This window comes from Roseovarius sp. (assembly GCF_040219995.1).
Taxonomy (GTDB): Bacteria; Pseudomonadota; Alphaproteobacteria; order Rhodobacterales; family Rhodobacteraceae; genus Roseovarius.
The window spans coordinates 715,737-740,891 of sequence record NZ_JAVJUC010000014.1 but is presented as its reverse complement, the minus strand read 5'-3'; the positions used below and the strand labels follow the sequence as shown (position 1 = coordinate 740,891).

Sequence of the window (25,155 nt, the reverse complement as noted above, 5' to 3'; positions counted from 1 at the left end):
TGAGCGGTCAGCCTGCGACCGATGCCGCGTGAATATCGTCGATCGACTTGGCGATGGTCGCGTTGAACTCCGCATCCGATTGGCGTGCCGAGAGACCTTCGGTGAGGGCGCGGCTGAAACTGGCGATCACGCCCGTGTTCCGGCCGAGCCGCGCGTTGGCCTCTTCCCGACTGTAACCGCCCGACAGCGCCACGACACGCAGCACGCGCGGGTGATTGACGAGCGCCTCGTAGAGATTGTCGGTCTCGGGAAGGGTGAGTTTGAGCATCACCTCCTGATCTTCGGGCAGCGCGTCGAGCTGCGCGAAGATCGCGGCGCGCAGGATGTCTTCGGCCTCGGCCTTGTCGGCGATGGAGATGGTGACCTCTGGCTCGATGATCGGCACGAGGCCGTGACCGAGGATTTGCCGCCCTACCTTGAATTGTTGCTCCACCACGGCCTCGATCCCCGCCGGGTTTGCCGCGTTTATCACCGAGCGCATCTTGGTGCCGAAAATGCCTGCCTTGACGCCCCGCGCGAGCAACGCGTCGAGATCCGGCATCGGTTTCATTAGTTTGACGCCGTCGGTCTCGTCAGCCAGCCCCTTGTCGACCTTGAGAAACGGCACGACGCCGCGCTCTTGCCAGAGGAAATCGGGCGCGCGTTTGCCGCCGATCTCGCGGTCCATCGTCATCTCGAACAGGATCGCGCCGAGCACCTTGTCGCCGGTAAAGGCCGGGGCCTGTGCGATGCGGGCGCGCATGGCGTGGATCAGGTCGAACATCTCGGCATCGGAGGCGTATTCGCTTTCCTCGACGCCGTAGAGCCGCAGTGCCTTGGGGGTGGAGCCGCCCGATTGATCGAGTGCTGCGATAAAGCCCTGTCCTTCGCGGAGTTTCTGTCTTTGCTCGGCCTGCGACATGGCTGGTCCCCCTGAATCACGATACGTTTTGCGCCCTCTTAGGCGAGGGGCGCGCGCCCTGCAATCGTGGTGGCGCTAACAGGGGGCATGGCGTGCAAGCCAAGCCGTGTCCAGCACCGGGAAAAGGCCGAAGGACGGCAAAGTGCCTGCCCTTACCCCTCACCCTTGAGCGCCGCGACGCCCGACAGGTCCTTGCCTTCCATCCACTCGAGGAAGGCGCCGCCTGCGGTGGAGATATAGGTGAAATCCTCTGCCGCGCCCGCCTTGTTCAGCGCCGCGACGGTATCCCCGCCGCCTGCGACCGAAATGAGCGCGCCATCGCGGCTGCGCCCGGCGGCGTGTTTCGCGGCGGCATTGGTTGCCGTATCAAAGGGCGCGATCTCGAACGCCCCGAGCGGACCGTTCCAGATCAGGGTTTTGGCCGCGTCAATCGCAGCAATGATCCGTGCCACGGCCTGTGGTCCGGCATCGAGGATCATGGCGTTGGGCGGGCAGGCATGCGCGCCCACCACCTCATGCGCGGCCCCTTCGGCAAACTCGCGCGCCACGACCACATCGGCGGGCAGCAGGATCTCGCAACCCGCAGCGCCCGCCTTGAGCATGATCTCGCGGGCGGTTGGGGCCATGTCGTGCTCGCACAGCGATTTGCCGACGTCGAGCCCCATGGCGGCGAGAAAGGTATTGGCCATGCCGCCGCCGATCACGAGGCAATCGACCTTTTCCACGAGGTTGCCCAAGAGGTCGAGCTTGGTCGAGACCTTGGCGCCGCCGACCACCGCCATAACGGGGCGTTTGGGCGCGCCGAGGGCCGCCTCCAGCGCCTGCAATTCGGCCTGCATCAGGCGGCCCGCGCAGGACGGCAGCAGATGGGCGAGCGCGGTGGTCGAGGCATGCGCGCGGTGCGCCGCCGAAAAGGCATCGTTGCAATAGACATCGCCAAGCGCCGCGAGACGCTGCGCCAGCGCAGGATCGTTGCCCTCTTCGCCGGGATGAAAGCGGATGTTCTCCAACAGCAGCACATCGGCGGCGCGCGCCTCTTCGGTGAGGTTCTCGGCGCCCTCCAGCGTTTCGATCAGCCGCACCTTGCGGCCCAATGCCTGCTCCAGCGCGGGCACGGTGACGCGCAGCGACATGTCGGGCACGACCTTGCCCTTGGGCCGCCCGAAATGCGCGATCAGCATCGGTTTGCCGCCCTTGTCGAGGATATCGGTGATCGTCGGCTTGATCCGCTCGATCCGTGTGGCATCCGTCACCATGCCCTTGTCCACCGGCACGTTGATATCGACGCGCACCAGCACGCGCTTGCCCGCAAGATCCATGTCGTCGAGGGTTTTCCAGGTCATGGCGCGGCGGCCTCCGTGTTGTTCCCATGTCGCGCCCCTATTGGCGCGGGGGCGCGCAGAGGTCAACCTGCGTGCTTGGCAAGGGCGCGCGTTCGTCTTAGGTATCGGGTAGATTTCAATGAAGGAGCGCCCGATGGCCGAGATCAAGGACCCCGAGAACACCATTCTGATAGAGCTCAAGGACGGCACCGTCACGATTGAGCTTTTGCCCGATATCGCCCCCGACCACTGCGCCCGGATGAAAGAGCTGGCGCGCGCCGGGCAGTATGACGACGTGGCCTTTCACCGCGTGATCGACGGCTTCATGGCGCAGACCGGCGACGTGCAGCATGCCAATATGGAAAAGGACTACAACCCGCGCATGGCCGGGACGGGGGGCAGCGATCTGCCCGATCTCAAGGCGGAATTCTCCAAGATCCCGCACGATCGCGGCACATTGGGCGCGGCGCGCAGCCAGAACCCGAATTCGGCGAACAGCCAGTTCTTCATCAGCTTCAAGGACAACCATTTCCTCAACGGGCAATACACGGTCTATGGTCGGGTGATTTCCGGCATGGAGCATGTCGATGCGATCACCAAGGGCGAGCCGCCCGCGAACCCCGACCGGATGATCAGCGTCAAGGTGGCCGCCGATGCATAAACTAGCCTTTGCCTTTTCCCTGCTGGCCAGCCCTGCCTTGGCGACTGGCTTGCAGATCGAAGTCGCTGGCGAGGCCAACGGCACCGTTACCATCGACCTCTTCGAGGATATCGCCCCGAACCACGTCGAGCAGATCACCGCACTGGCCGAAGAAGGCGCCTATGACGGCGTCGTCTTTCACCGCGTGATCGAGGGTTTCATGGCGCAGACCGGCGATGTGCAGTTCGGTAAAATGGATGACGGTGACATGAGCCGCGCGGGCATGGGCGGCAGCGACCGCCCCGATCTGCCAGCCGAATTCTCAGACGAGCGTTTCCTGCGCGGGGTCGTGGGCATGGCGCGCAGCCAGAACCCGGATTCAGCCAACAGCCAGTTCTTCATCATGTTCGACGCGGGTGAGTTCCTGAACGGGCAATATACCGTCGTCGGCAAGGTCACCGATGGCATGGACGTGGTTGACGCGATCAAGCGCGGGCGCGGCAATAACGGGGCCGTGGTCGGCCAGCCGGATGTGATGCAAGAGGTCACGGTGATCGAGTAACGCGCATGGCCGGGACCGGATATGAGCCGCTCGATACCCTCAAGCCCTGGGGGGACGGGATATGGCTGATCGACGGCCCGGCCATCCGCAGCCGGGGCTTTCCCTATCCGACCCGAGCCACGGTGGTGCGGCTCAGGAACGGGAACCTTTGGGTGCATTCGCCGACGCGGCTGACGGACGGCTTGCGCGCGGAGCTCGATGCGCTCGGGGAGGTGCGTCATCTGGTGGCGCCGAACCCGTTTCATTTTGCGCATATCGCGGACTGGCAGGCGGCCTGGCCCAAGGCGAAAAGCTGGGCCGCGCCGGGCGTGGTGGACCGGGCGGCGAAAGTCGGGGTGAGCCTCAGCTTTGACCGCGAGTTGCGCGCGGATGAGGCCGAAGGGCCTTGGGCGGGGCAGTTGGAGCAACGCATCGTGCAGGGCAGCGCGCGCTTTCACGAAACGGTATTCTTTCACCATGCCAGCCGCAGCCTGATCCTGACCGATCTGATCACCGCCATCGAGACCGCCAAGCTGCCTACCCGTCACCGTCCCCTCGCCTGGATCAAGGGCATCGACGACAGCGACGGCAAGACGCCGCCGGGCATCCGCTGGTTGTTCCGCGACAAGCGCGCCATGGCCGATAGCGTCGAGGAGATGATCGGCTGGGCCCCCGAGCGGATCATCCTCGCGCATGGCCGCTGCTATGAGAAAAACGGAGTCGTGGAGTTGGAGCGCGCCTTTCGACGCGTCTTGCGCGACCGGATGTGGGACCGGGAACTGAGCCGCGCGAAGAAGAAACAGGCGGGCAAGGGCTGACGTCGCCTCACAATCGCGTGGGGGTGGCTGGCCCGAATCTTGGGCAAGCGGCATGATCGTGGCACCGTCCACCGCCGCCTGAGGTGCCCGCATGGCCCGCTTTATTGGATTTTTGACGCCGCTTCTGCTGATTGCCGGTCTGGCCACGGCCAACCCGAGCCAATGGCGGCATGAATGGCCGGAGACGAATTTCCAGAAGAACAACATCGACAACTGGTCCGAGATCATGTCGGGGGGGCCGCCCAAGGACGGCATCCCGGCGATTGATGATCCGAAATTTCTGCGCGCAGGCGACGAGCGGCGCATCTCGGGCACCGAGCCTGTGATCACCGTCGAGATCGACGGCCAGACCCCGCGCGCCTATCCGATCCGCTATCTGACATGGCATGAGATCGTCAACGATCAGATCGGCGGTATTCCGGTGGCGGTAACCTTCTGCCCCTTATGCAATTCCGGCATCACCTTTGACCGGCGGGTGCAGGGCAAGGTGTTGAGCTTTGGCGTCTCGGGCAAGCTGCGCCATTCCGACATGGTGATGTATGACCGCGAAACCCAGAGCTGGTGGCAGCAGGCCATCGGCGAGGGGATTGTGGGGCAGATGACCGGGTTGGAGTTGCGGCAATTGCCAAGCTGGATGGAAAGCTGGGATCAGTTCCGCGCCCGCAATCCTGAAGGGCTGGTGATGGCGGAGCCCGACTTCAACCGCTCCTACGGACGCAATCCCTATCAGGGCTATGACAGTTTCGCGCGGCCGTTCCTCTATAATGGCGAGAACCCGCCGCATGGCATCCCGCCGCTGGAACGCGTGGTGCGCGTGGGCGACCGGGCCTGGCCGCTGACCCGCATCCGCGACGCGAGCGGCGTGCAAGAGGCGGGCGTTTCGATTTCATGGGAAAAGGGTCAGGCCTCGGCGCTCGATCATGGCACCATCGCCAAGGGCCGCGACGTGGGCACGGTGCGGGTGCGTGACGGGCAGGGGCGCGACGTGCCGCATGACGTGATGTTCGCCTTCGCCTTTCACGCCTTCTGGCCGAACGGCACCTGGATGGTGCGGTAACTGCTAGGCTGTTAACGCGGCAAGATCATCGCGCAGGGCGGCATACATCTCTTGCGCGTGGCGGATGCGTCCGTTTTTCATCTGCCTGTTCTCTACGCGGATCAGCGCCTCTATGCCCAGAAAGAAGGGCAGGGTGCGGGTGCGCTCCGTCTCGGTCAGGGCAAAGGTTTCGACGAAAGCCTCGATGCCCTGCATGTCTACGCCCAGATAACGTTGGCCAGAGGGCAGCATGCCGCGCCGCCCCATATGGGCGAGGAACCGCGCGATGTCTTTGGTGACCGGCATGCGCGATGACGCCCCGAGGTCGATGCCGGTCAGGCGCTCACCGTCGAGCACGAGGTTGTTGGGGTGGAAATCACCGTGGCAGATGGCGATCCGCCACTCTGCCCCATTAAGCATCGTGGCCAACTGCCGCAGATGCGCGAGAATATCGGCCTCGATCCCGCGCAAACGGGCAAAGGGCTGGGCCGCTGCCGCGCGCTCGGCGCGCGCCAGCCAGCCCGCCGTGTTGGTTTCGCGCCACGCCTCGGTCACATCCGTGTAGCGGCGCAACCATGCCGCCGCACGCGGCATGAGGGCGGCCCGGCTATCGGGGGGCGCGGACCACAGATGCTCCAGAAGCGGGGTGCCCGGCACCCGCTCTACCACCATGATACCGACCTCGGGCAGATGCGCCAGCGGCTCTGCCACGCGGTAGCGCGCGCCCTGCATATGGGGCCAGATCCGGGTGGCCTCGCGCCATTCGCGCGCCTGCCACTCGACCTCGTTGGGCTCGACCATGCGAAAAATCGCCGGACGCCCCTGCCACAGCCCTGCCAGCACCACGCGCTTGCCGGGCACGACGCGCAGCACCTCGTCGATGTCGGCCTCCTCCAGCGCTGGTTCCCTCGCGCGCGCCTCGGCCAGCCGCGCCTGAACGGCCATCAGCGCCGCCGGATCGGGCGCGCGAGAGGCAGAAGGATAGCCGGGTTGTGACATGACGACCAATCTTTCCCAGCCCCCTATCGGCGTCAACCGAATTGCACCCGCCGCACGGCCCGTCTAAGGTGATGCTGGCAAATTCAGCAACAGGATCTCCCATGCCCGATACCCCCGTCAGCGAGATGAGCTTTGAACAGGCAATGAAAGAGCTTGAGCAGGTGGTCGGGCGGCTGGAGCGTGGCGATGTGGCGCTTGACGAGTCGATCACGCTTTATGAGCGCGGAGCGGAGTTGAAGAAGCGCTGCGAGGCCAAGCTCAAGGAGGCCGAGGAAAAGGTTGCCGCGATCACCCTCGACAGCGACGGTCAACCCACCGGGACGCAGCCCGTTTCGGGCGATTGACGCGGATGCAGCAAAGGCTCGCCGCCGATGCTGGTGCCATTCAGGCGCAGCTTGATCTGGTGCTGGGCACCTTTCCGCCCGGTCCGGTGACCGAGGGCATGGGTTATGCCACGCGTGGCGGCAAACGCATTCGCGGCTTTCTGGTGATGGAGAGCGCGCGGCTGCATGGCGTTGACACGGCGGTGGCGCTTTGGCCTGCCTGCGCCATTGAGGCGCTGCACGCCTATTCCCTCGTGCATGACGACCTGCCTGCGATGGATGACGACGATCTGCGGCGTGGCCAGCCCACGGTGCACGTGCGGTGGGACGAGGCGACCGCGATCCTGGTGGGCGACGCGCTGCACTCGCTGGCGTTCGAGATGGTGAGCGATCCGCAAACCGGCCTCGGCGCGGATGTGCGCGCCGAGCTGACCCATACGCTCGCGCGGGCCGCAGGCGGGCAGGGGATGGTGCTGGGGCAGGCCCGCGACATTTCCGCCGAGAGTGCCGAGACCCCGCTTACCCTTGATGAGATCATCACGTTGCAGGAGGGCAAGACCGGCGCGCTGATCGAATGGTCGGCCACGGCGGGGGCCCGCATGGGCCGCGCCGATCCGGCGCCACTGCTGGCTTATGCCCGCGCGCTTGGCCTCGCCTTTCAAATCCAGGATGACGTGATCGACGTGACCGGCGATGCCGCGCAGGTGGGCAAGGCCGTGGGCAAGGATGCCGCGGCGGGCAAGGCCACATTCGTGTCCCTTCTGGGGCTTGAGGGGGCGAAAACCCGCGCGGAAGCCCTTGTTGATCTGGCCTGTGACGCTCTATCTTTCTATGGAGAGCGTGCCGACGGCTTGCGGGAGCTTGCCCGCTTCGTTATCTCGCGCAAGAGCTAGCCAATTCCCCCAAGGAGGGGTCCTATGCCAGACCGCCCGACCACACCGCTTCTCGATCAGGTTGAGAGCCCCGCCGACCTCAAGCGGTTGAGCGACGGGCAGCTTGTGACACTTGCGCAGGAACTGCGCGCCGAGACCATCGCGGCGGTATCGGAAACCGGCGGGCATTTGGGCGCGGGGCTGGGGGTGGTGGAACTCACCGTCGCGCTGCATCATGTCTTTGACGCGCCGCGCGACAAGATCATCTGGGACGTGTCGCATCAAAGCTATCCGCATAAGATCCTGACCGGGCGGCGCGACCGTATGCGCACCATCCGGCAAAAGGATGGGCTCTCGGGATTTACCAAGCGATCCGAGTCGCCCTATGACCCGTTCGGTGCCGCGCATAGCTCCACCTCGATCAGTGCCGCGCTGGGCTTTGCCGTGGCGCGTGATCTGGGCGGGGCTTGTCCTACCGGGCATGGCGACGCCATCGCAATTATCGGCGACGGAGCGATGTCGGCGGGCATGGCGTTTGAGGCGATGAACAACGCGGGCCACCTGGGCAAGCGGCTGATCGTCATCCTCAATGACAACGAGATGTCCATCGCGCCGCCCGTGGGCGCGCTGTCGTCCTATCTCTCGCGGCTTTACGCGGGCGAGCCGTTTCAGGAATTCAAGGCTGCCGCCAAAGGGGCGATTTCCCTGCTGCCGCCGCCCTTTCAGGAAGGTGCGCGGCGCGCCAAGGACATGCTCAAGGGCATGACGGTGGGCGGTACGCTCTTCGAGGAGTTGGGGTTTTCCTATGTCGGGCCAATCGACGGGCACGATATGGAGCAGCTTTTGCCGGTGCTGCGTACGGTCAAGGCGCGGGCGACGGGGCCGATCCTTATTCATGCGCTGACCAAGAAGGGCAAGGGCTATGCGCCGGCTGAGCACGCTCGCGATGGCGGCCATGCCACCGCCAAGTTCGATCTGGTGACGGGCGAGCAGAAAAAGGCCCCGTCGAACGCGCCGAGCTATACCAAGGTGTTCGCCACTGCGCTGCTCGATCAGGCGGCGCGCGATGACAAAATCTGCGCGATCACGGCGGCGATGCCGGATGGCACCGGCCTCGATCTGTTCTCTGAGCGCTACCCGTCGCGCTGTTTCGATGTGGGTATCGCCGAACAGCATGCCGTGACCTTTTCCGCCGGTCTCGCGGCGGGGGGGATGAAGCCGTTTTGCGCGCTTTATTCGACGTTCCTGCAACGCGGTTACGATCAGGTTGTCCATGACGTGGCCATTCAGCGCCTGCCGGTGCGCTTTGCCATCGACCGCGCCGGGCTGGTGGGGGCGGACGGCGCCACCCATGCCGGCGCGTTCGACGTGGCCTTTCTTGCCAACCTGCCGGGATTTGTCGTGATGGCCGCCGCCGACGAGGCCGAGTTAGTGCATATGGTCGCCACGGCGGCGGTACATGACGAGGGCCCGATTGCCTTTCGCTATCCGCGCGGCGAGGGGGCGGGCGTGACGATGCCCGAGCGCGGTGAGCCTCTGGAGATCGGCAAGGGCCGGATCATTCAAGAGGGCAGCCGCGTTGCGATCTTGTCTTATGGCACACGGCTCAAGGAGGTGATGGAGGCGAGCGAAGGGTTGCGCGCGCGCGGGATCACGCCGACCGTGGCCGATGCCCGCTTTGCCAAGCCGCTCGACGAGGCACTGATCCTCGATCTGGTTGAGAACCATGAGGCGATGATCACCATCGAAGAAGGCGCTATCGGCGGATTTGCGAGCCATGTCAACCACTTCCTGAGTGAAGCTAAAGTGTTTGATGAAGGCTTCAAGTTCCGCGCCATGGTACTGCCGGATATCTTCATCGATCAGGCGAGCCCGGCGGATATGTACTCGGTGGCGCGTCTGAATGCGTCCGATATCGAGGCGCGTGTGCTTGATCTGCTCGATATCGCGCAAGTGAGTGGCAAACGCGCCTGAGGTGCTTATCTTGAGACGGGAAAGGAGATTTCCATGACCCGTTTCACCGCTTTCATCTTCGCTATTGGTGTCGCAGCAGCACCCGCCCATGCGCTCGATACGAGCGCCGGACCGCTCAATGTGACCAAGATGGTCGATGGCCTCGACGCGCCGTGGTCTCTGGCCTTTCTGCCCAATGGCGGCTTCCTGATCACCGAGCGCGACGGGCGTCTCCTACACATCGACGATGGGAAAAGCCGCGCGATCAACGGCCTGCCGGAGATTGCCGCGCGCGGGCAGGGTGGCTTGCTCGACCTGCTGATCCCGCGAGATTTCGCGCAGAGTCGCGAGGTCTATTTCAGCTATTCCAAGCCTCAGTCCGGCGGCGCGGGCACCGCCATCGCCCGGGCGCGGCTGGCACCCGGTGCGGATCGGTTGAGTGACCTCTCGGTGATATTCGAGATGGAGCCGGGATCCTCCGGCGGGCGGCATTTCGGCTCGCGTCTGGTCGAGGGGCCAGACGGCTATCTTTATGCCACCATAGGGGAGCGCGGCGACAGGCCTTCGGCACAGGATCTTGGCCGCGAGAACGGCTCGGTGATCCGGATCATGCGCGACGGGTCTGTGCCGCAGGACAATCCCTTTGTTGACACATCTGGCGCGCAGCCGGAAATCTGGTCCTACGGGCATCGCAATCCGCAAGGCGCGGCGCTGGACGGGTCAGGTAATCTCTGGGTTGTCGAGCATGGTGCGCGTGGTGGCGATGAGGTGAACCGCGTCGAGAAAGGCGCAAACTACGGCTGGCCGGTGATTTCCTACGGACGGCACTATTCCGGTGCGAAGATCGGCGAGGGCACCCACAAGGAGGGCATGAAGCAGCCCGCGCATTACTGGGACCCGTCCATCGCGCCCTCGGGCATGATGATCTATCAGGGTGACATGTTCCCCGACTGGCGCGGCGATATCTTCGTGGGCTCGCTCAAGTTCGACATGATCTCGCGGCTCAAGGGCACACCACTGCGCGAGGTTGAGCGGTTCGAGAGCCCCGAGACATCGCGCGTGCGCGACATTGTCGAGGCCCCTGATGGTGCGATCTGGTTCCTGAGTGTGGGGCAGGGCGCGGCCTATCGGATCACGCGCTGAGGGTGACCGAAATCTTCAAAAGATTTCGGTTCGCTTTCTTTTCAAGAAAGCGCCGCACCGTCTGGCATCACACAGACAGGCGTGACGTGTGCGCCCCGCGTTCGCGGTAGGGCGTAGTGTTGTAATGCGCGCGGTAGCATTTTGAGAAATGCGACGGGCTCGCAAAGCCGCAAGCGAGGGCCACGTTGATCACCGTCATGTCGGTCTGCATCAACAGGTTGCGCGCCTTTTGCAGGCGCAGTTCCATGTAATATCGTTTGGGGCTGCGGCTGAGGTAGCGACGAAACAGCCGCTCCAGCTGGCGCGTGGACATACCCACCTCGCGCGCGAGAATCGAGGGGCTGATCGGGTCCTCGATATTGGCCTCCATCATCTGGATGACCTGGCTCAGCTTGGGGTGGCGCACACCGATCCGGGTCGGCACGCTCAGACGTTGTGTGTCCTGATCGGTGCGGATCGAGGAATAGATCTGCTGATCGGCCACCGCATTGGCCAGCTTTTCGCCGTGATCGTCCGCGATGATATTGAGCATCAGGTCGATGGAGGAGGTGCCACCCGCCGTGGTCATCCGGTTGCCGTCGATGACAAAGACCGACTTGGTCAATTGCACCTCGTCGAATTCCTCGAGAAAGGCGTCGTGGTTTTCCCAGTGGATCGTCGCGCGTTTGCCATCAAGCAGCCCGGCCTTGGCCAGCACATAGGAGGCGGTGCAGAGGCCGCCCATGCGCAGCCCCCGGCGCGCCTCCCGGCGCAACCAGTTGAGCATCTTCTTGGTGGCGGCCTTCTGGATGTCGACCCCGCCGCAGACGATCACCACATCCTCTCGGCCGAGTTCCGAAAGCGGGAAATCCACGTGGAAGCGAACGCCGTTGGAGCAGGTGACGATATCTTCGGTATCCCCGGTCAGCGCCCAGCTGTAAAGTTCCGCCTCGGCCATGCGATTGGCTATGCGCAGGCATTCCACCGCCGAGGCAAAGCTCAGCAGGGTGAAATTGTCGAGCAGCACGAAGATAAAGCGCTTGGGCGCTTTTGGCGCATCGACATCAATTTTCGCGGTCTCAGGTTTCATAGCTCTTCCGAATCCCCGGACAGTCCGGCCATCCTTCGCCTGTGTCACGAAAACGTCGCGAATGACAAGACATGAGGTGTCGATTGCAGGCGATTCCTGCAACTCCTGTATGGCCTCTTGGGCATGGCTTTAGTATAGACCGGGCCTGACATTCGATAAAGCGGAGACTGAGAAATGACGGATTGGCAGAAATCGGGCTGGCGCGCGAAGCCGCGGGTGCAGATGCCGGACTATACCGATGCCGCCGCCCTCGCGGCGGTCGAGGCCCGTCTGACACAGTATCCGCCGCTGGTCTTTGCCGGTGAGGCGCGGCGTTTGAAATCGCAGCTTGGCGCGGCCTCGCGCGGCGAGGCGTTCCTGTTGCAGGGCGGTGATTGCGCCGAGGCGTTCGATCAATTCTCGGCGGATGCCATTCGCGACACGTTCAAGGTGATGTTGCAGATGGCGATGGTGCTGACCTACGGTGCCAAGGTGCCGGTGGTGAAGGTTGGCCGCATGGCCGGACAGTTCGCCAAGCCGCGCAGCGCGCCCACCGAGACGGTCGAGGGGCTGGAACTGCCCAGCTACCGGGGTGACATCATCAACGAACTGGCCTTCACCCCGGAGGCCCGTATCCCCAACCCGGAAAAGATGCTGCAGGCCTACACCCAGGCGGCGGCCACGCTGAACCTGCTGCGCGCGTTTTCCAAGGGCGGCTATGCCGATATGCACCAGGTGCATCAGTGGACATTGGGATTCACCGAGAGCGAGAAGGCCGCGAAATATCGCGAAATGGCCAACCATATCGCTGATGCGCTGGATTTCATGACGGCGGCGGGGATCGACAGCGCGCAGGCGCACACGCTGCAGACGGTGGATTTCTACACCTCGCATGAGGGGTTGCTGCTGGAATACGAAGAGGCGCTGACGCGGCTCGATTCCACCTCGGGCAAATGGCTGGCGGGCTCGGGTCACATGCTGTGGATCGGCGACCGCACCCGGCAGCCCGACGGTGCACATGTCGAGTTCCTGCGCGGCGTGCAGAACCCCATTGGCCTGAAATGCGGCCCGACGATGACCTCCGAGGATCTCAAGCGGCTGCTGGCGACGCTCAATCCGGGCAATGAGGCGGGGCGGCTCACGCTGATCGCGCGGTTCGGCGCGGGCAAGGTCGCCGACAACCTGCCGCGCCTCATCCGCACAGTCGAGGAAGAAGGCGCGAAGGTGCTCTGGGTTTGTGATCCGATGCATGGCAACACGATCAAATCGGCCACCGGCTACAAGACCCGGCCCTTCGAGGCGGTGCTGCGCGAGGTGCAGGAATTCTTCGGCATCCACCGCGCCGAAGGCACGATCCCGGGCGGGGTGCATTTCGAGATGACCGGGCAGGACGTGACCGAATGCACCGGCGGCATGCGGGCACTGTCGGATGAAAATCTCAGCGATCGCTATCACACCGCCTGCGATCCGCGCCTCAACGCCTCGCAATCGCTGGAGCTTGCGTTCCTCGTGGCCGAGGAACTCAAGGCGTTGCGCGACGACCGCAAGCAGGCGCAGGCGGTCTGATAGACCGCGCCGCCCGCGACCGGAGCGCCAAGCCGTTTGCAAACGGCTTGGTCCGTGCTTTGCAAAGCGCGGTGGAAGGCCCTTGCAAGGGCCTTCGCCGCTATCTTACCAGTTAGAGATACGCGCAACCGCGTTTGCTGCCGCGTCCGCGAACCGTGCCGCTGAGCCCGCCGGGAAGGACCTGAAGCAAGCCGCCCGCGTCCTCGATCCCGGCGACAGAGGTTGACCGGCAGGTCTTGATTTCGAACCGGCGCGGTGCGCGGCCCGAGGCCCCTCGGGTCACGAGGCAGCCGAGCGCGCGCGAGACATCACCCAGGTCGCTGCGCAGGGGCAACATCACCAAGGTGGCACCCATCTCGGGGCGACCAAGGCTGCCGGGGCTGCGCAACTCCATCCGCAAGGTGGCGGGCCCTTCGAAGAGATCGACCAAATGCAGTGCGAAGGTGTCGCGCGCAGGCGGCGCGATCAGGCACGACAGCGGCATGCCGCGCACCTCCATGCCCATAATTTCGCTCAGGTGCATTCCCGCCACCCGCAGCCGGGTGACCCCCGGCGCGATGCGTTCGGCGATGAAGGCGTTGGACAAGAGCGGCTCGATCCGCCGCGGGTCGATATCGGCGCGCTTGGGTACATCCTGCCCACGCCGCGCCTCGTTCCAATAGGCGTGCAATGCCCGCAGATGTGCCTCCACGCGTGGCTCTGGCCTCGCGGTCTCCATCGGTCTTGCGTCATCGCGCATGGCATCATCCTCTTGTCGTGTCTCGTCACCGGTGTCGCATCCTTGGCTGATCGGTGACAGCCTTCATGCGCCGCGTTAAGCCGACTCTGAGGCTGCGTGCGGTGCGTTGAGATTGGCACAAATTGTCTCGCAAGTGTCTAAAATTTGAAGGTATTGGTTAACCTCTCGCGGCTTGGCCGCCGAGTGTGCTTCTGTGGCAGAGCGGCTTGCCAGCCCGGCGCGGGCGCTCTAGGAGAGGGACATTCATTGCTCCTGCCCAGAGGCCCGACGCTCATGATCCATTCAATGACCGCCTTTGCCACCCGACAGGGATGCCATGCGGATCACGCCTGGGCCTGGGAGTTGCGCGGTGTCAATGGCAAGGGGCTTGATCTGCGCCTGCGGGTGCCAGACTGGATCGAGGGGCTGGAGGCGGGGCTGCGTACGCGTCTGACGTCGGCGCTTGGCCGGGGCAATGTCACCGTGAGCCTGCGCGTGCGGGGCGGGGCCGAGGCGGCTACGGTCGGGCTCGATTCCGCAGCACTCGATGCGGTGCTGGCTGCAATGGCCGAGGTCGAGGCGCGCGCCATGGCGCAGGCCATCACGCTGGCACCCGCGAATGCCGCCGATGTGCTGGCGCTGCGCGGGGTGCTGGAGACTGCGCCGCCCGATCCCGATACGGTCGGCCTCGGGCAGGCGATCCTCGCGGATTTCGAGCCGGTGCTGGAAAGCTTTGTCGCCATGCGAGCCGATGAGGGGGCCGCGCTTGGCATCGTGCTGGCTGGACATCTCGACGAGATCGCGCGGCTGACCGAGGCCGCAGCCGATCTTCTCGTCACCCGGCAGGAGGATATCGCCCGCCAGCATCGCGCTGCCCTCGCGCGGATCAGCGAGACCGCGCCCGAGTCCGACCCCGCGCGCGTCGCACAGGAACTCGCGATACTGGCCGTGAAGCTGGACGTGACCGAGGAAATCGACCGCCTGCGCACCCATGTGGGCGCGGCGCGCGTGCTCTTGGCCAAGGGCGGGCCGATTGGGCGCAAGTTGGATTTTCTGGCTCAGGAATTCAACCGCGAGGCCAATACGCTGTGCTCCAAGGCGCAACATGCGGGCCTCACCGAGATCGGCCTCGCGCTCAAGACGGTGATCGACCAGATGCGCGAACAGGTGCAGAATGTCGAATGAGACGCGCGCCACAAAGGGCGGAATGGATATTTTTGGCAAGATGAAGACAGGGGAAGCGACGCGATGACGGACCGGCGCGGGTTGTTGATCATTCTCTCCTCGCCGTCGGGCGCGGGCAAATCCACGCTGTCGCGACGACTGCGTGACTGGGACCCGACGATTTCCTTTTCGGTGTCCGCCACCACGCGCACCCCGCGCGAGGGGGAGGTCGATGGGCAGGATTACCATTTCCTGAGCGAGGAGCGGTTCAAGCGCGACGTGACGGCGGGCGAGATGCTCGAGCATGCCCATGTCTTCGGCAATTTCTATGGCTCGCCCAAGGGACCGGTCGAGACCGCGATCAATGCCGGGCGCGATGTGCTTTTTGATATCGACTGGCAGGGCGCCCAGCAGATCCGCAACTCGGCGCTTGGGGCGCATACGCTGTCGATCTTCCTGCTGCCGCCCTCGATTCGCGAACTGCACCGACGGCTGGAGACACGGGGACAGGACAGCCCCGACGTGATCGCGCGCCGCATGCAGAAAAGCTGGGACGAGATCAGCCATTGGGACGGCTATGATTTCGTGCTGGTGAACGACGATCTGGACGCCACCGAGGCGCGCCTGAGGACGATCATCGAGGCCACCCGCCTGCGCCGTGGCCAGCAACCCTGGCTGACCGATCATGTCCGCCACCTGCAAGCCGAATTCGAGGAGACGCTATGACCATCTACACGCTTGACGGCCACAGCCCCGAGATCGCCGGGGATACCTGGGTCGCCCCCGATGCCAACCTGATCGGCAAGGTCGTTCTGGAAGACGGTGCCTCGGTCTGGTTCGGCGTCACGCTGCGCGGGGACAATGAGGTAATCCATATCGGCACCGGCACGAATGTGCAGGAAAACACCGTGATGCATACCGATATGGGCTATCCGCTGGTGATCGGTGCGGGTTGCACCATCGGTCACAAGGCGATGCTGCATGGCTGCACCATCGGCGAGAATTCTCTCATTGGCATGGGGGCGACGGTGCTCAATGGTGCACGGATCGGGCGCAACTGCCTGATCGGTGCGGGCGCGCTCATTACCGAGGGCAAGGAAATCCCCGATGGCAGCCTTGTGATGGGTGCGCCGGGCAAGGTGATCCGCAGCCTTGATGAGGCCGCCATCGAGGGCCTGAAGGCGAGCGCGCTGCATTACCAGCAGAACATGCGCCGGTTTCGCGCCGGGCTGAGCGAGGTCTGAAGCGCCATGAAGGGTCTGGCCTCGGTTCTGGCGGGTATGCCGCTCGCGGCGCTGCTGATTGGCCCGGACGAGCGCATCGCGTCGGCCAATGACGCCGCGCTGGAGATGATGGGGCAGGGCATTGTCGGGCGGCATTTCCTGACCGCCCTGCGCCAGCCCGATGTGCTGGAGGCGATCGAGGCCACGCTGCGCGACCGCGCCCGGCGCAAGACGAGCTACCAGATTTCCGAGGCCGGGCGCGACAGCAGCTTCGAGGTGCATGTCGCCTATGTCGAGACCGACAGCACGCGCGGGGTTCTGGTGTCGTTCGAGGACATGACCGAGCGCGAGCAGGCCGCACAGATGCGCCGCGATTTCGTCGCCAATGTCAGCCACGAGTTGCGCACGCCGCTCACCGCGCTGATGGGGTTCATCGAGACGCTGCAGGGCCCTGCGCGCCGCGACGAGACCGCGATCGACCGGTTTCTGGGCATCATGCAGAATGAGGCCGCGCGGATGGAGCGATTGGTGCGCGATCTCTTGTCGCTCAGCCGGGTCGAGGGCGAGGAACGGGTGCGCCCGCGCGAGGCGGTGGATCTTTCGGAGGTGATCGGTTCGGTCGTCTACATGCTGCGACCCTTGGCGCGCGAACGCGGTACGGAACTGATCTTCGAGAGCGGCGAGGGCATGCAGGCGCCCGGCAATGCCGATCAGCTGCAACAGGTCTTCACCAACCTGATCGAGAACGCGATCAAATATGGCGGGGCGGAGAACCGAATCACCATCACGCTCGACCGGCATCCCAAGGACGCCACCCTGCGCATGCCCGCCATCGTGGCGCGGGTGCGCGATACCGGGCCGGGGATCGACCCGCTGCATATCCCGCGCCTGACGGAACGCTTCTACCGCGTCGATACGCACCGCTCGCGCGAGATGGGGGGCACCGGGCTTGGGCTGGCGATCGTCAAGCATATCGTGAACCGCCACCGCGGGCGGCTGCGAATCTCCTCGACCCCCGGCGAGGGCAGCGAATTCACCGTGATCCTGCCGCGCTGGATCGCCTGAGCCCTTTTTTCCAACGATTTCCGGCAAATCCGCGACTGTCATAAAACGGTTACATAAGTGTAACAAAAGCGTCGCTGAAAGTGCTTAGCACCGCCCCCAAGGTCGCCCTGCCGGGTGGCCCCGTGAAACCAATCTGGGAGCAATCCATGTCTCTTCTCAAAACCACCGTTTCCGCTGCCGCTCTGGCCGCACTGGCCGCTGGCGCGGCGCAGGCACGTGACGAAATCCGCGTCGTCGGCTCGTCCACCGTGTTCCCCTACAGCCAGGCTGCCGCTGAGCAGTTTGCCAACAACACCGGCGCACCGTCGCCCATCGTCGAATCGACCGGCACCGGCGGCGGCATGAAGATCTTCTGCGGCGGCATCGGTGAGGCGCATGCCGACCTGACCGGCGCGTCGCGCGCCATGAAGGCCTCCGAATACGAACTCTGCCAGGAAAACGGCGTGACCGACATCACCGAAGTGCAGATCGGCTCGGACGGTCTGTCGATCGCCGTGTCGCGTGACAGCGAGCACGACTGGGACATGACCAAAACGCAGGTCTATCTTGGTCTCGCCGCTGAAGTGCCGGTCGACGGCGAAATGGTCGCCAACCCCTACATGAAGTGGTCGGACGTCGACTCCAGCCTGCCGGACGAAGAAATCCTCGCCTACGGCCCCCCGCCGACTTCGGGCACGCGCGACGCGTTCGTTGAACTGGCCATCGTCGAAGGCTGCATGGAACTTCCGATGATCGCCGACAAGGGCGAGGACTGGGCAGAAGAGAACTGCGCGCGTCTGCGTCAGGACGGCCCCTTCGTCGAAGCCGGCGAGAATGACAACCTGATCGTTCAGCGCCTGAATGCTGATGCCAACGCGGTCGGTATCTTCGGCTACTCGTTCCTCTTCGAGAATCAGGACACGCTCAAGGCCGTTGCTATCGGTGGCGTCACGCCCAGCTTCGACACCATCGAAAGCGGCGAGTACGGCATCTCGCGCCCGCTGTTCTTCTACGTCAAGAACGCGCATCGCGGTGTGATCCCGAACCTGCAGGAATTCATCGAAGAGTACACGTCCGAAGAATCCATGGGCCCGGGCGGCTACCTGTCCGAGCGCGGCATGGTTCCGCTGGGTGACAAGAAGCGCGAGCAAGAGCGCAATGAGGCCATCGAGGCCGTCAACATGGAACCGAAGGCGTCCTAAGCGGCTTTGACAACATGGCCGCCCGGCTGTTCACGGCCGGGCGGTTTCTTTTACCCGGATCGAGGGCGATATGACCACTGCAGCCTTTCTCTGCCTCCTCATTCTTTCCATCGTCGGATATGTCTGGAACCGTCAGGCGGCCACGGCAATCAGGAACGGCGGAGCACGTCTCCATTCCCTGACAGGCTTTCACGGCTTCTACTCTCTGCTGATGATCCTTGTGCCGGTCATCGTTCTCATTCTGTTGTGGCTGGTGCTCGAGGGCCCGGTGATCGACCTGATCCTCAAGGCCGGTATTTCAGAGCGGCTTGAGGGGCTTGGCACCGGCGCGGTGCAGTTGATCGTCGCCGAGATCAAATCCATCGCCGGGGGCTCGATATTCGGCACGCCCGAGCAGTGGAAGCTGGACGCGGCCGAGCGATATGTCACGCTGAATGCCCGCAGTGGGCAGCTCTTGCTGGTGACGGTGCTGGCGGTCTCGCTGGCCTTGCTTTTCTTCTCGCGCCGTAAGGTGGCTGCGGAGTTCCGGGCGCGCCATGGCGTCGAGCGGATCGTGTCGGGGCTGATGATCTTCTGCTCGGTTGTGGCGATTTTTGTCACCATCGGCATCATCGCGTCCCTGATGTTTGAGACCTTCCGGTTTTTCGAGAAAGTCTCGGTCTGGGAGTTCCTGTTCGGCACCAACTGGGAACCGCAGATCCCGCTGCGCGAGGATCAGGTCGCGGCCGAGGGTGCGTTCGGCTGGTTGCCGGTGATGGTGGGTACGCTGGTGATCACGGTGATCGCGCTGTTTCTTGCCGTGCCTATCGGCCTGATGTCAGCGATCTATCTCAATGAATTCGCGCCCAAACGCTTCCGCTCCATCGCGAAACCCTTCCTCGAAATTCTCGCCGGTGTTCCGACGGTGGTTTACGGGTTCTTCGCCATCCTCGTGGTGGCCCCGGCGATCCGCAGTTTCGGCCAGGCGATCGGGCTCGACGTCTCGCCGAACACCGCGCTTGCGGCGGGCAGCGTGATGGGCATCATGCTCATTCCGTTCATTTCGTCCTTTGCCGATGATGCGCTGTCGGCAGTGCCGCAATCACTGCGCGACGGTGCGCTCGGTCTCGGGGCGACGCGCGCGGAGATGATGACCAATGTGCTCTTTCCGGCGGCGATCCCGGGTATCGTGGGCGGTGTCCTGCTGGCCGTGAGCCGCGCCATTGGCGAGACGATGATCGTGGTGATGGCTGCGGGCCTCATCGCCAAGATGACGATCAATCCGCTCGATAGCGTGACCACGGTCACGGTGCAGATCGTGACCCTGCTGATCGGCGATACGTCCTTCGACAACCCCAAGACGCTCGCCGCCTTCGCGCTTGGCATGATGCTCTTCATCGTCACGCTGGTGATCAACATTTTCGCGCTGCGCATCGTGCGCAAGTACCGCGAAGCCTATGACTGAGGACCCAAGGACATGACCGATATTTCCGCAACCCCGCCGTCCTCCATCGCCTCGTCCGGCAGCGCGCTGATGAAAAAGCGCAACCGCCACCAGACGATGCTGCAAGGACTTGGCATCGCCGCGATCAGCTTTGCCGCGATCATGCTGTTCATCTTGATCGCCTCGCTGGTCAGCAGTGGATACAAGGCCTTCACCCAGACCCATATTCAGGTCGAGGTCTTCGTCGACCCTGAGGAAATTCCGGTCGATGGGTTGCCGCGCGGCGGATTTGACGATGTGCTACTGGCAAGTCTACAGCAGTATTTTCCTGACGTGGAGGGCCGTGCCGACCTGCGCAAGCTGGAAACCATCCTGTCGAACGGAGCGCAGTTTCGCCTGCGGGATCAGGTCGTGGAAAACCCCGACCTGATCGGGCAGACAATCAGCGTGACCGTGCCCACCTCGGATGATTACGATCAGCTTGCAAAGGGCATGGTCGATCGTGACAGCCCTGAAAACCAGCGCAAGCTCTCGGATCGTCAGATTGGATGGTTCGAGACGCTGGAAGAGGCGGGCGTCATCACCCAGCCGATCAACTGGGCGCTTCTTACCAATGCCGACTCGCGATTTCCGGAGCTTGCCGGCCTCAAAGGTGCGTTGGTCGGTAGTTTCTGGGCATTGCTGGTCTGCTTCCTGATCTCTTTCCCGCTTGGTATCGGGGCGGCGATCTACCTTGAGGAATTTGCGTCCAAGAACAAGTGGAGCGATATTATCGAGGTCAATATCAACAACCTGGCCGCGGTGCCGTCCATTGTCTTCGGTCTGTTGGCTCTGGCGGTGTTTCTGGGCTGGTTCGGCATGCCGCGCTCGGCCCCGCTGGTTGGTGGCATGACGCTGGCGCTGATGACCATGCCGACGATCATTATCGCGACCCGCGCAGCATTGAAGGCGGTGCCGCCCTCGATCCGCGAAGCGGCCCTCGGGGTGGGCGCGTCCAAGCATCAGGTGGTGTTCAGCCATGTCCTGCCGCTTGCGATGCCCGGCATCCTGACCGGCACGATCATCGGCCTCGCACAGGCATTGGGCGAGACAGCACCGCTGCTGCTGATCGGGATGAACGCCTTCATCACCTCGGCCCCCGGATCGCCGCTCGACAGTGCCACGGCGCTGCCCACGCAGATCTTCATCTGGGCCGACAGCCCCGAACGCGGGTTTGTCAGCCGCACCTCGGCCGCTATTCTGGTCCTGCTGACCTTCCTGATCGCCATGAACGCCATCGCCATCTTTCTGCGCAGCAAGTTCGAGCGGAAATGGTAGGAAAGGATTGAGACCATGTATGATGCCCCCAATCTCGCGGAGAGCAAAGTGACCCAAGACAACATCAAGATCGCCGCGCGCAACGTGCAGGTCTATTATGGCGACACCCACGCCATCAAGGACGTGGATGTGGATATCCTCGACAAGACCGTGACCGCCTTCATCGGCCCCTCGGGCTGTGGCAAGTCGACCTTCCTGCGCTGCATCAACCGGATGAACGACACGATCGACATCTGCCGGGTCGAGGGTGATATCCTGCTCGACGGGCAGGACATCTATGACAAGCGCGTCGACCCGGTGCAGTTGCGCGCTAAGGTGGGGATGGTGTTCCAGAAGCCCAACCCGTTCCCCAAGTCGATCTATGACAACGTGGCGTATGGCCCCCGCATCCACGGGCTTGCGCGGACCAAGGCGGATCTTGACGAGATCGTCGAGAAATCCTTGCGCCGCGCCGCGCTGTGGAATGAGGCCAAGGACCGGCTCGACCAGCCCGGCACCGGTCTGTCTGGCGGCCAGCAGCAGCGCCTGTGCATCGCGCGCGCCGTGGCTACCGCCCCCGAGGTGCTGTTGATGGACGAGCCGTGCTCGGCGCTCGACCCGATCGCCACCGCGCAGGTCGAGGAACTGATCGACGAGTTGCGGCAGGACTATTCCGTGGTGATCGTCACCCACTCCATGCAGCAGGCCGCGCGCGTCAGCCAGAAAACCGCGTTTTTCCATCTCGGCAATCTCGTGGAATACGGCGAGACCGGCCACATTTTCACCAATCCCGAAGATGAGCGGACCGAAAGCTACATCACCGGGCGCATCGGCTGAGGCCAGGATCAGGATCATTCCAATGTCAGACCAGCAGCATATCGTCTCGTCCTTCGACCAGGATCTCGAAACCATTCAGGCGCAAATCATGAAGATGGGCGGCATGGTCGAACGCGCCATCGCTGACGCCGCCCGCTCGCTCGAAACCCGCGACGAGGAACTGGCCGAGGAAGTGCGCGGCCGCGACAAGGCCATCGACGCGCTTGAAGAGCAGATCAACGAGGAAGCCGCCCGCGTCATCGCCCTGCGCGCGCCGACCGCGCGCGACCTGCGGCTGGTGCTGACGGTGATCAAGATTTCCGCCAGCCTCGAGCGGATCGGCGACTATGCCAAGAACATGGCCAAGCGCACCTCGGTCCTGTCCAGCATGGCCCCGGTCAATGGCTCTCCGGCTGCGCTGCGCCGGATGGCGCGTGAAGTCGAGGAGATGCTCAAGGACATTCTCGATGCCTATATCCAGCGTGATGCCGATCTGGCGCTCGAGGTGATGCACCGCGATCAGGATGTCGATCAGATGTATAACGCGATCTTCCGCGAATTCCTGACCTTCATGATGGAAGACCCGCGCAACATCACGCCCTGCATGCATCTGCATTTCATCGCCAAGAATACCGAGCGGATGGGCGATCTTGTGACCTCCATCGCCGAGCAGGTGATCTATCTGGTGTCGGGCGAAATGCCCGAGGATCCGCGACCCAAGGGGGACACGACCTCGGTCGATCCCAGCATCGCGCCCGATATCAAAGCCTGACACAGGAGAGACTGCCGATGTCCGCCGATCAACCCACCGTGCTGCTGGTTGAGGATGAGCCCGCGCAGCGCGAGGTGCTGGGCTATAACCTTGAAGCGGACGGGTTCCGCGTCGTCACCGCCAGCAATGGCGAGGAGGCGCTGTTGATGGTGTCGGAAATGCCGCCCGATATCATCGTGCTCGACTGGATGATGCCCAATGTGTCGGGCATCGAGGTGTGCCGCCAGCTCAAGACCCGCTCCGAGACGCGCGCCATTCCGATCATCATGCTCTCGGCGCGTTCCGAAGAGGTAGACCGGGTGCGCGGGCTGGAAACCGGTGCCGATGACTATGTGATCAAGCCCTATTCATTGGTCGAACTGATGGCGCGGGTGCGCGCGCAACTGCGCCGCACGCGGCCCGCCACGGTGGGCGAGCGGCTGGAATATGACGATATCGTTCTGGATGCCGAGACCCACCGTGTCACACGCTCCGACAAGGCGCTGAAGCTGGGCCCGACCGAGTTCCGGCTGCTCTCGACCTTCATGGAAAAGCCCGGTCGCGTCTGGTCGCGCGAGCAACTGCTCGACCGGGTCTGGGGCCGCGACATCTATGTCGATACCCGCACCGTGGATGTGCATATCGGGCGTCTGCGCAAGGCGCTGTGCCAGCATGGTGGCGATGATCCTCTGCGCACCGTGCGCGGGGCCGGTTACGCGCTTGGCTGACGCGCAACCGGTCGCGACGATCAGATCGACTGGCTGACGCGCCAGCCCCCGGAATAGAGCCGCCATGTCCCGCCACCGGTGATGGCAAGGATCAGAACCGCCACCAGTGCGGTCACACGCGGCCAGGTCCATAGATCGACCGCCGTGGGATTTATCCATGCGTTGCCATGCAAGAGGATCGTCGCGGTGCAGATCACAAAGCCGATCAGCGCCACGATCCGGCTACGCACGCCAAGCGTCAACCAGATCACAACAAGGCTCAGGACTGCTGCCACGGCGATATCCATCCAGGGATCGCCCGTGTGCAGAGCGTGCGCTGTGGTCCCGCTCCACGTCTTTAACGCGCCGGGGGCCAGGGTGTGGGTCACGTGCGATGCAAAGAATGCCGCAAGGTATAGTCGGCTGAGAAGACCAGCCGTGCCGGATGCCTGTATCATGTCTGCCTCGATTGCTTATTTTTAAGCGCACTGTGCAACCAAGAGGTGTTCACTTCAAGCAAGGCTATCGCAAAAGCGATCTTGCGTTTCGCGCAACTCGCGCGTTTTGCGTTTCGCCTCAGTCAGTTGCGTGCTGACCCAGTTCACCGTTGCGCGGATGTCAGGATCGGCGCTTCGGGTTTCATGGTGGATCACGTAAAGATCGCGCGTGACGTCGAGGCCGGCAGGGCCGATCAATTCAAGATCGGGCTCTTGTGCGGCAATGATGACCGGCAATGCTCCCGCCACACCGATGTCGCGCATGACCCGTATCGCTTGTGGAAAACTGTCAACGAGCACCGTGGGATCGCTGTTGAAGAAATGCCGGCGCGCCTGGATGTAAGGCCCGGCCAAGCGCTCTCCGAGAGAGACCCATCCATCGCCATTGCGCCAGCCTCTGGGGGCGAAGAGCGCGAAATCCAGCACGCCGCAGCGTTTGACCCGCACGCGTCCGGATTCAGGCGGGTGAAACACGACGCTGATATCGGTGGTGCCAAGCCCGCTTTCCAGAACGCGGCTTTCGAGCACCGGGCGGATGCCCGCATTGGCTCGTACGAACGCGTTCATCCCCTCGCATAGCATGTGTGACAGAACCGTTGGTGGTGCCCCGATCTTGACGTCCCGCCGCGCGGTTGGCTGATAGCTTTGCAGGCGCGCCAACTCGCTTTCAAGCATACCGTCGGCCTGCTCGAACGCCGTGACCAGATCCCGCAAAGCGGGGTTGAGCTGCCAATCACCATCGGATTTGACAAATGGGTATATGCCGAGCGTTTCACGTAGCCGGGCAATCTGTCGCGAAACAGTGGAGGTGGTGGTTCCGATCTCACTTGCGGCATTGGTCATGGAGCCGCAGCGCTGTACGGTCAGAACAACGCGCAAGTCATCGTAAATGCGTGCGAAGGAAGGGGACGGCGAGGACGTTGTAGGCAAACCTTTGGACACCTCTTGTGAAGATTGTTCGGGACTGGGAAACGGTTAAAGTGAGCCGCATATGGCGGTCACGCTTCATTCTACAAGCGGCGTCTTTGCATACCCGTTATGCAGCGTCGCACCGGAGAATGAAGCCAAAGTCACGTTTACGTGATTACCGCAGGGTTGTGCAAGCCGCCTTCGACACAGCGACGGATTGCATCTGAAAAGCGCCGTTTGCGC

Annotated in this window: 26 protein-coding genes; 19 read left to right on the top strand and 7 right to left on the bottom strand. The window is 63.5% G+C overall.

Translation table 11 applies throughout. The features are described 5' to 3' along the window. Nucleotides 1-7: 7 nt before the first annotated feature. Both RID11_RS07875 and RID11_RS07870 read right to left on the bottom strand, forming a co-directional pair. Nucleotides 8-901, bottom strand: a complete 894-nt coding sequence (locus RID11_RS07875) for a fructose bisphosphate aldolase (protein ID WP_350137315.1) — start codon at nt 899-901, stop codon at nt 8-10. 152 nt (nt 902-1,053) lie between these two features. Further along, on the bottom strand, nt 1,054-2,244 hold the full coding sequence (locus tag RID11_RS07870; RefSeq protein ID WP_350137313.1) for a phosphoglycerate kinase: 1,191 nt from the start codon (nt 2,242-2,244) through the stop codon (nt 1,054-1,056). Between the two features lie 133 nt (nt 2,245-2,377). On the opposite strand from RID11_RS07870, the gene RID11_RS07865 reads away from it, so the two are divergent. The 4 genes from RID11_RS07865 to RID11_RS07850 all read left to right on the top strand — a co-directional run bounded on the left by RID11_RS07865 (nt 2,378) and on the right by RID11_RS07850 (nt 5,279). Next, complete coding sequence (locus RID11_RS07865) at nt 2,378-2,884, top strand: peptidylprolyl isomerase (protein WP_350137310.1); 507 nt, start codon at nt 2,378-2,380, stop codon at nt 2,882-2,884. Next, nucleotides 2,877-3,425, top strand: a complete 549-nt coding sequence (locus tag RID11_RS07860; RefSeq protein WP_350137309.1) for a peptidylprolyl isomerase — start codon at nt 2,877-2,879, stop codon at nt 3,423-3,425. Before RID11_RS07865 ends, RID11_RS07860 begins: the two co-directional genes overlap by 8 nt. 5 nt (nt 3,426-3,430) lie before the next feature. Then, nucleotides 3,431-4,222: a DUF4336 domain-containing protein gene (locus RID11_RS07855; RefSeq protein WP_350137306.1), complete on the top strand. Its 792-nt coding sequence runs from the start codon at nt 3,431-3,433 to the stop codon at nt 4,220-4,222. A 91-nt stretch (nt 4,223-4,313) separates the two neighbouring features. Beyond that, a complete protein-coding gene (locus RID11_RS07850) occupies nt 4,314-5,279 on the top strand; it encodes a DUF3179 domain-containing protein (protein WP_350137304.1) in 966 nt (321 codons plus the stop codon). 3 nt (nt 5,280-5,282) lie between these two features. On the opposite strand, the gene RID11_RS07845 is transcribed toward RID11_RS07850, so the two are convergent. Next, complete coding sequence (locus tag RID11_RS07845) at nt 5,283-6,257, bottom strand: phosphotransferase (protein ID WP_350137302.1); 975 nt, start codon at nt 6,255-6,257, stop codon at nt 5,283-5,285. A gap of 101 nt (nt 6,258-6,358) precedes the next feature. Between RID11_RS07845 and RID11_RS07840 the strand changes: the two genes are divergently transcribed. From RID11_RS07840 to RID11_RS07825, 4 genes are read left to right on the top strand one after another with little or no spacing between them, the layout of a single operon-like run. Continuing rightward, entirely contained in the window at nt 6,359-6,601 is a 243-nt protein-coding gene (locus tag RID11_RS07840; RefSeq protein WP_350137299.1) for an exodeoxyribonuclease VII small subunit, read from the top strand. A 5-nt stretch (nt 6,602-6,606) separates the two neighbouring features. Next, entirely contained in the window at nt 6,607-7,473 is an 867-nt protein-coding gene (locus tag RID11_RS07835) for a polyprenyl synthetase family protein (RefSeq protein WP_350137296.1), read from the top strand. Between the two features lie 24 nt (nt 7,474-7,497). Next, the gene (gene dxs / locus RID11_RS07830) at nt 7,498-9,426 is read left to right on the top strand and encodes a 1-deoxy-D-xylulose-5-phosphate synthase (protein ID WP_350137293.1); all 1,929 of its coding nucleotides are present in this window, start codon (nt 7,498-7,500) and stop codon (nt 9,424-9,426) included. Nucleotides 9,427-9,459: 33 nt separating this feature from the next. Continuing rightward, nucleotides 9,460-10,548 carry a PQQ-dependent sugar dehydrogenase gene (locus tag RID11_RS07825; protein WP_350137290.1) on the top strand — a complete coding sequence of 363 codons (1,089 nt, stop codon included), beginning with the start codon at nt 9,460-9,462 and terminating at the stop codon, nt 10,546-10,548. Nucleotides 10,549-10,615: 67 nt separating this feature from the next. Here the strand turns inward: RID11_RS07825 and RID11_RS07820 are convergent, their stop codons facing one another. Beyond that, the gene (locus RID11_RS07820; protein ID WP_350137287.1) at nt 10,616-11,617 is read right to left on the bottom strand and encodes a GlxA family transcriptional regulator; all 1,002 of its coding nucleotides are present in this window, start codon (nt 11,615-11,617) and stop codon (nt 10,616-10,618) included. 174 nt (nt 11,618-11,791) lie between these two features. Here RID11_RS07820 and RID11_RS07815 point away from each other — a divergent pair, with 174 nt between their 5' ends. Continuing rightward, the gene (locus RID11_RS07815) at nt 11,792-13,162 is read left to right on the top strand and encodes a class II 3-deoxy-7-phosphoheptulonate synthase (protein WP_350137284.1); all 1,371 of its coding nucleotides are present in this window, start codon (nt 11,792-11,794) and stop codon (nt 13,160-13,162) included. Nucleotides 13,163-13,274: 112 nt separating this feature from the next. On the opposite strand, the gene RID11_RS07810 is transcribed toward RID11_RS07815, so the two are convergent. Beyond that, on the bottom strand, nt 13,275-13,901 hold the full coding sequence (locus RID11_RS07810; protein WP_350137282.1) for a PAS domain-containing protein: 627 nt from the start codon (nt 13,899-13,901) through the stop codon (nt 13,275-13,277). A gap of 273 nt (nt 13,902-14,174) precedes the next feature. Between RID11_RS07810 and RID11_RS07805 the strand changes: the two genes are divergently transcribed. From RID11_RS07805 to phoB, 10 genes are all read left to right on the top strand, one after another. Then, nucleotides 14,175-15,065 carry a YicC/YloC family endoribonuclease gene (locus tag RID11_RS07805; protein WP_350137279.1) on the top strand — a complete coding sequence of 297 codons (891 nt, stop codon included), beginning with the start codon at nt 14,175-14,177 and terminating at the stop codon, nt 15,063-15,065. A gap of 63 nt (nt 15,066-15,128) precedes the next feature. Next, nucleotides 15,129-15,770, top strand: coding sequence for a guanylate kinase (gmk, locus tag RID11_RS07800; protein ID WP_350137276.1), 642 nt, complete (start codon nt 15,129-15,131; stop codon nt 15,768-15,770). After that, the gene (locus RID11_RS07795) at nt 15,767-16,288 is read left to right on the top strand and encodes a gamma carbonic anhydrase family protein (protein ID WP_350137274.1); all 522 of its coding nucleotides are present in this window, start codon (nt 15,767-15,769) and stop codon (nt 16,286-16,288) included. Before gmk ends, RID11_RS07795 begins: the two co-directional genes overlap by 4 nt. Nucleotides 16,289-16,294: 6 nt before the next feature. Beyond that, nucleotides 16,295-17,332, top strand: a complete 1,038-nt coding sequence (locus RID11_RS07790) for an ATP-binding protein (RefSeq protein WP_350137272.1) — start codon at nt 16,295-16,297, stop codon at nt 17,330-17,332. A 146-nt stretch (nt 17,333-17,478) separates the two neighbouring features. Further along, the gene (locus RID11_RS07785; RefSeq protein WP_350137270.1) at nt 17,479-18,513 is read left to right on the top strand and encodes a substrate-binding domain-containing protein; all 1,035 of its coding nucleotides are present in this window, start codon (nt 17,479-17,481) and stop codon (nt 18,511-18,513) included. Nucleotides 18,514-18,583: 70 nt separating this feature from the next. Then, nucleotides 18,584-19,957, top strand: coding sequence for a phosphate ABC transporter permease subunit PstC (gene pstC, locus RID11_RS07780; RefSeq protein WP_350137267.1), 1,374 nt, complete (start codon nt 18,584-18,586; stop codon nt 19,955-19,957). A 12-nt stretch (nt 19,958-19,969) separates the two neighbouring features. Next, nucleotides 19,970-21,253 (top strand): phosphate ABC transporter permease PstA, encoded by a 1,284-nt coding sequence (gene pstA / locus RID11_RS07775; RefSeq protein WP_350137265.1) that lies wholly within the window; start codon nt 19,970-19,972, stop codon nt 21,251-21,253. 15 nt (nt 21,254-21,268) lie between these two features. Next, nucleotides 21,269-22,069 carry a phosphate ABC transporter ATP-binding protein PstB gene (gene pstB / locus RID11_RS07770; RefSeq protein WP_350137262.1) on the top strand — a complete coding sequence of 267 codons (801 nt, stop codon included), beginning with the start codon at nt 21,269-21,271 and terminating at the stop codon, nt 22,067-22,069. Between the two features lie 22 nt (nt 22,070-22,091). After that, nucleotides 22,092-22,820, top strand: coding sequence for a phosphate signaling complex protein PhoU (phoU, locus tag RID11_RS07765; protein ID WP_350137260.1), 729 nt, complete (start codon nt 22,092-22,094; stop codon nt 22,818-22,820). Nucleotides 22,821-22,837: 17 nt separating this feature from the next. Next, a complete protein-coding gene (gene phoB / locus RID11_RS07760) occupies nt 22,838-23,527 on the top strand; it encodes a phosphate regulon transcriptional regulator PhoB (protein WP_350137258.1) in 690 nt (229 codons plus the stop codon). 20 nt (nt 23,528-23,547) lie between these two features. On the opposite strand, the gene RID11_RS07755 is transcribed toward phoB, so the two are convergent. Next, nucleotides 23,548-23,814 (bottom strand): hypothetical protein, encoded by a 267-nt coding sequence (locus tag RID11_RS07755; RefSeq protein WP_350137256.1) that lies wholly within the window; start codon nt 23,812-23,814, stop codon nt 23,548-23,550. A gap of 204 nt (nt 23,815-24,018) precedes the next feature. Further along, nucleotides 24,019-24,945, bottom strand: coding sequence for a LysR family transcriptional regulator (locus RID11_RS07750; protein WP_350137253.1), 927 nt, complete (start codon nt 24,943-24,945; stop codon nt 24,019-24,021). Nucleotides 24,946-25,155 lie beyond the last annotated feature (210 nt).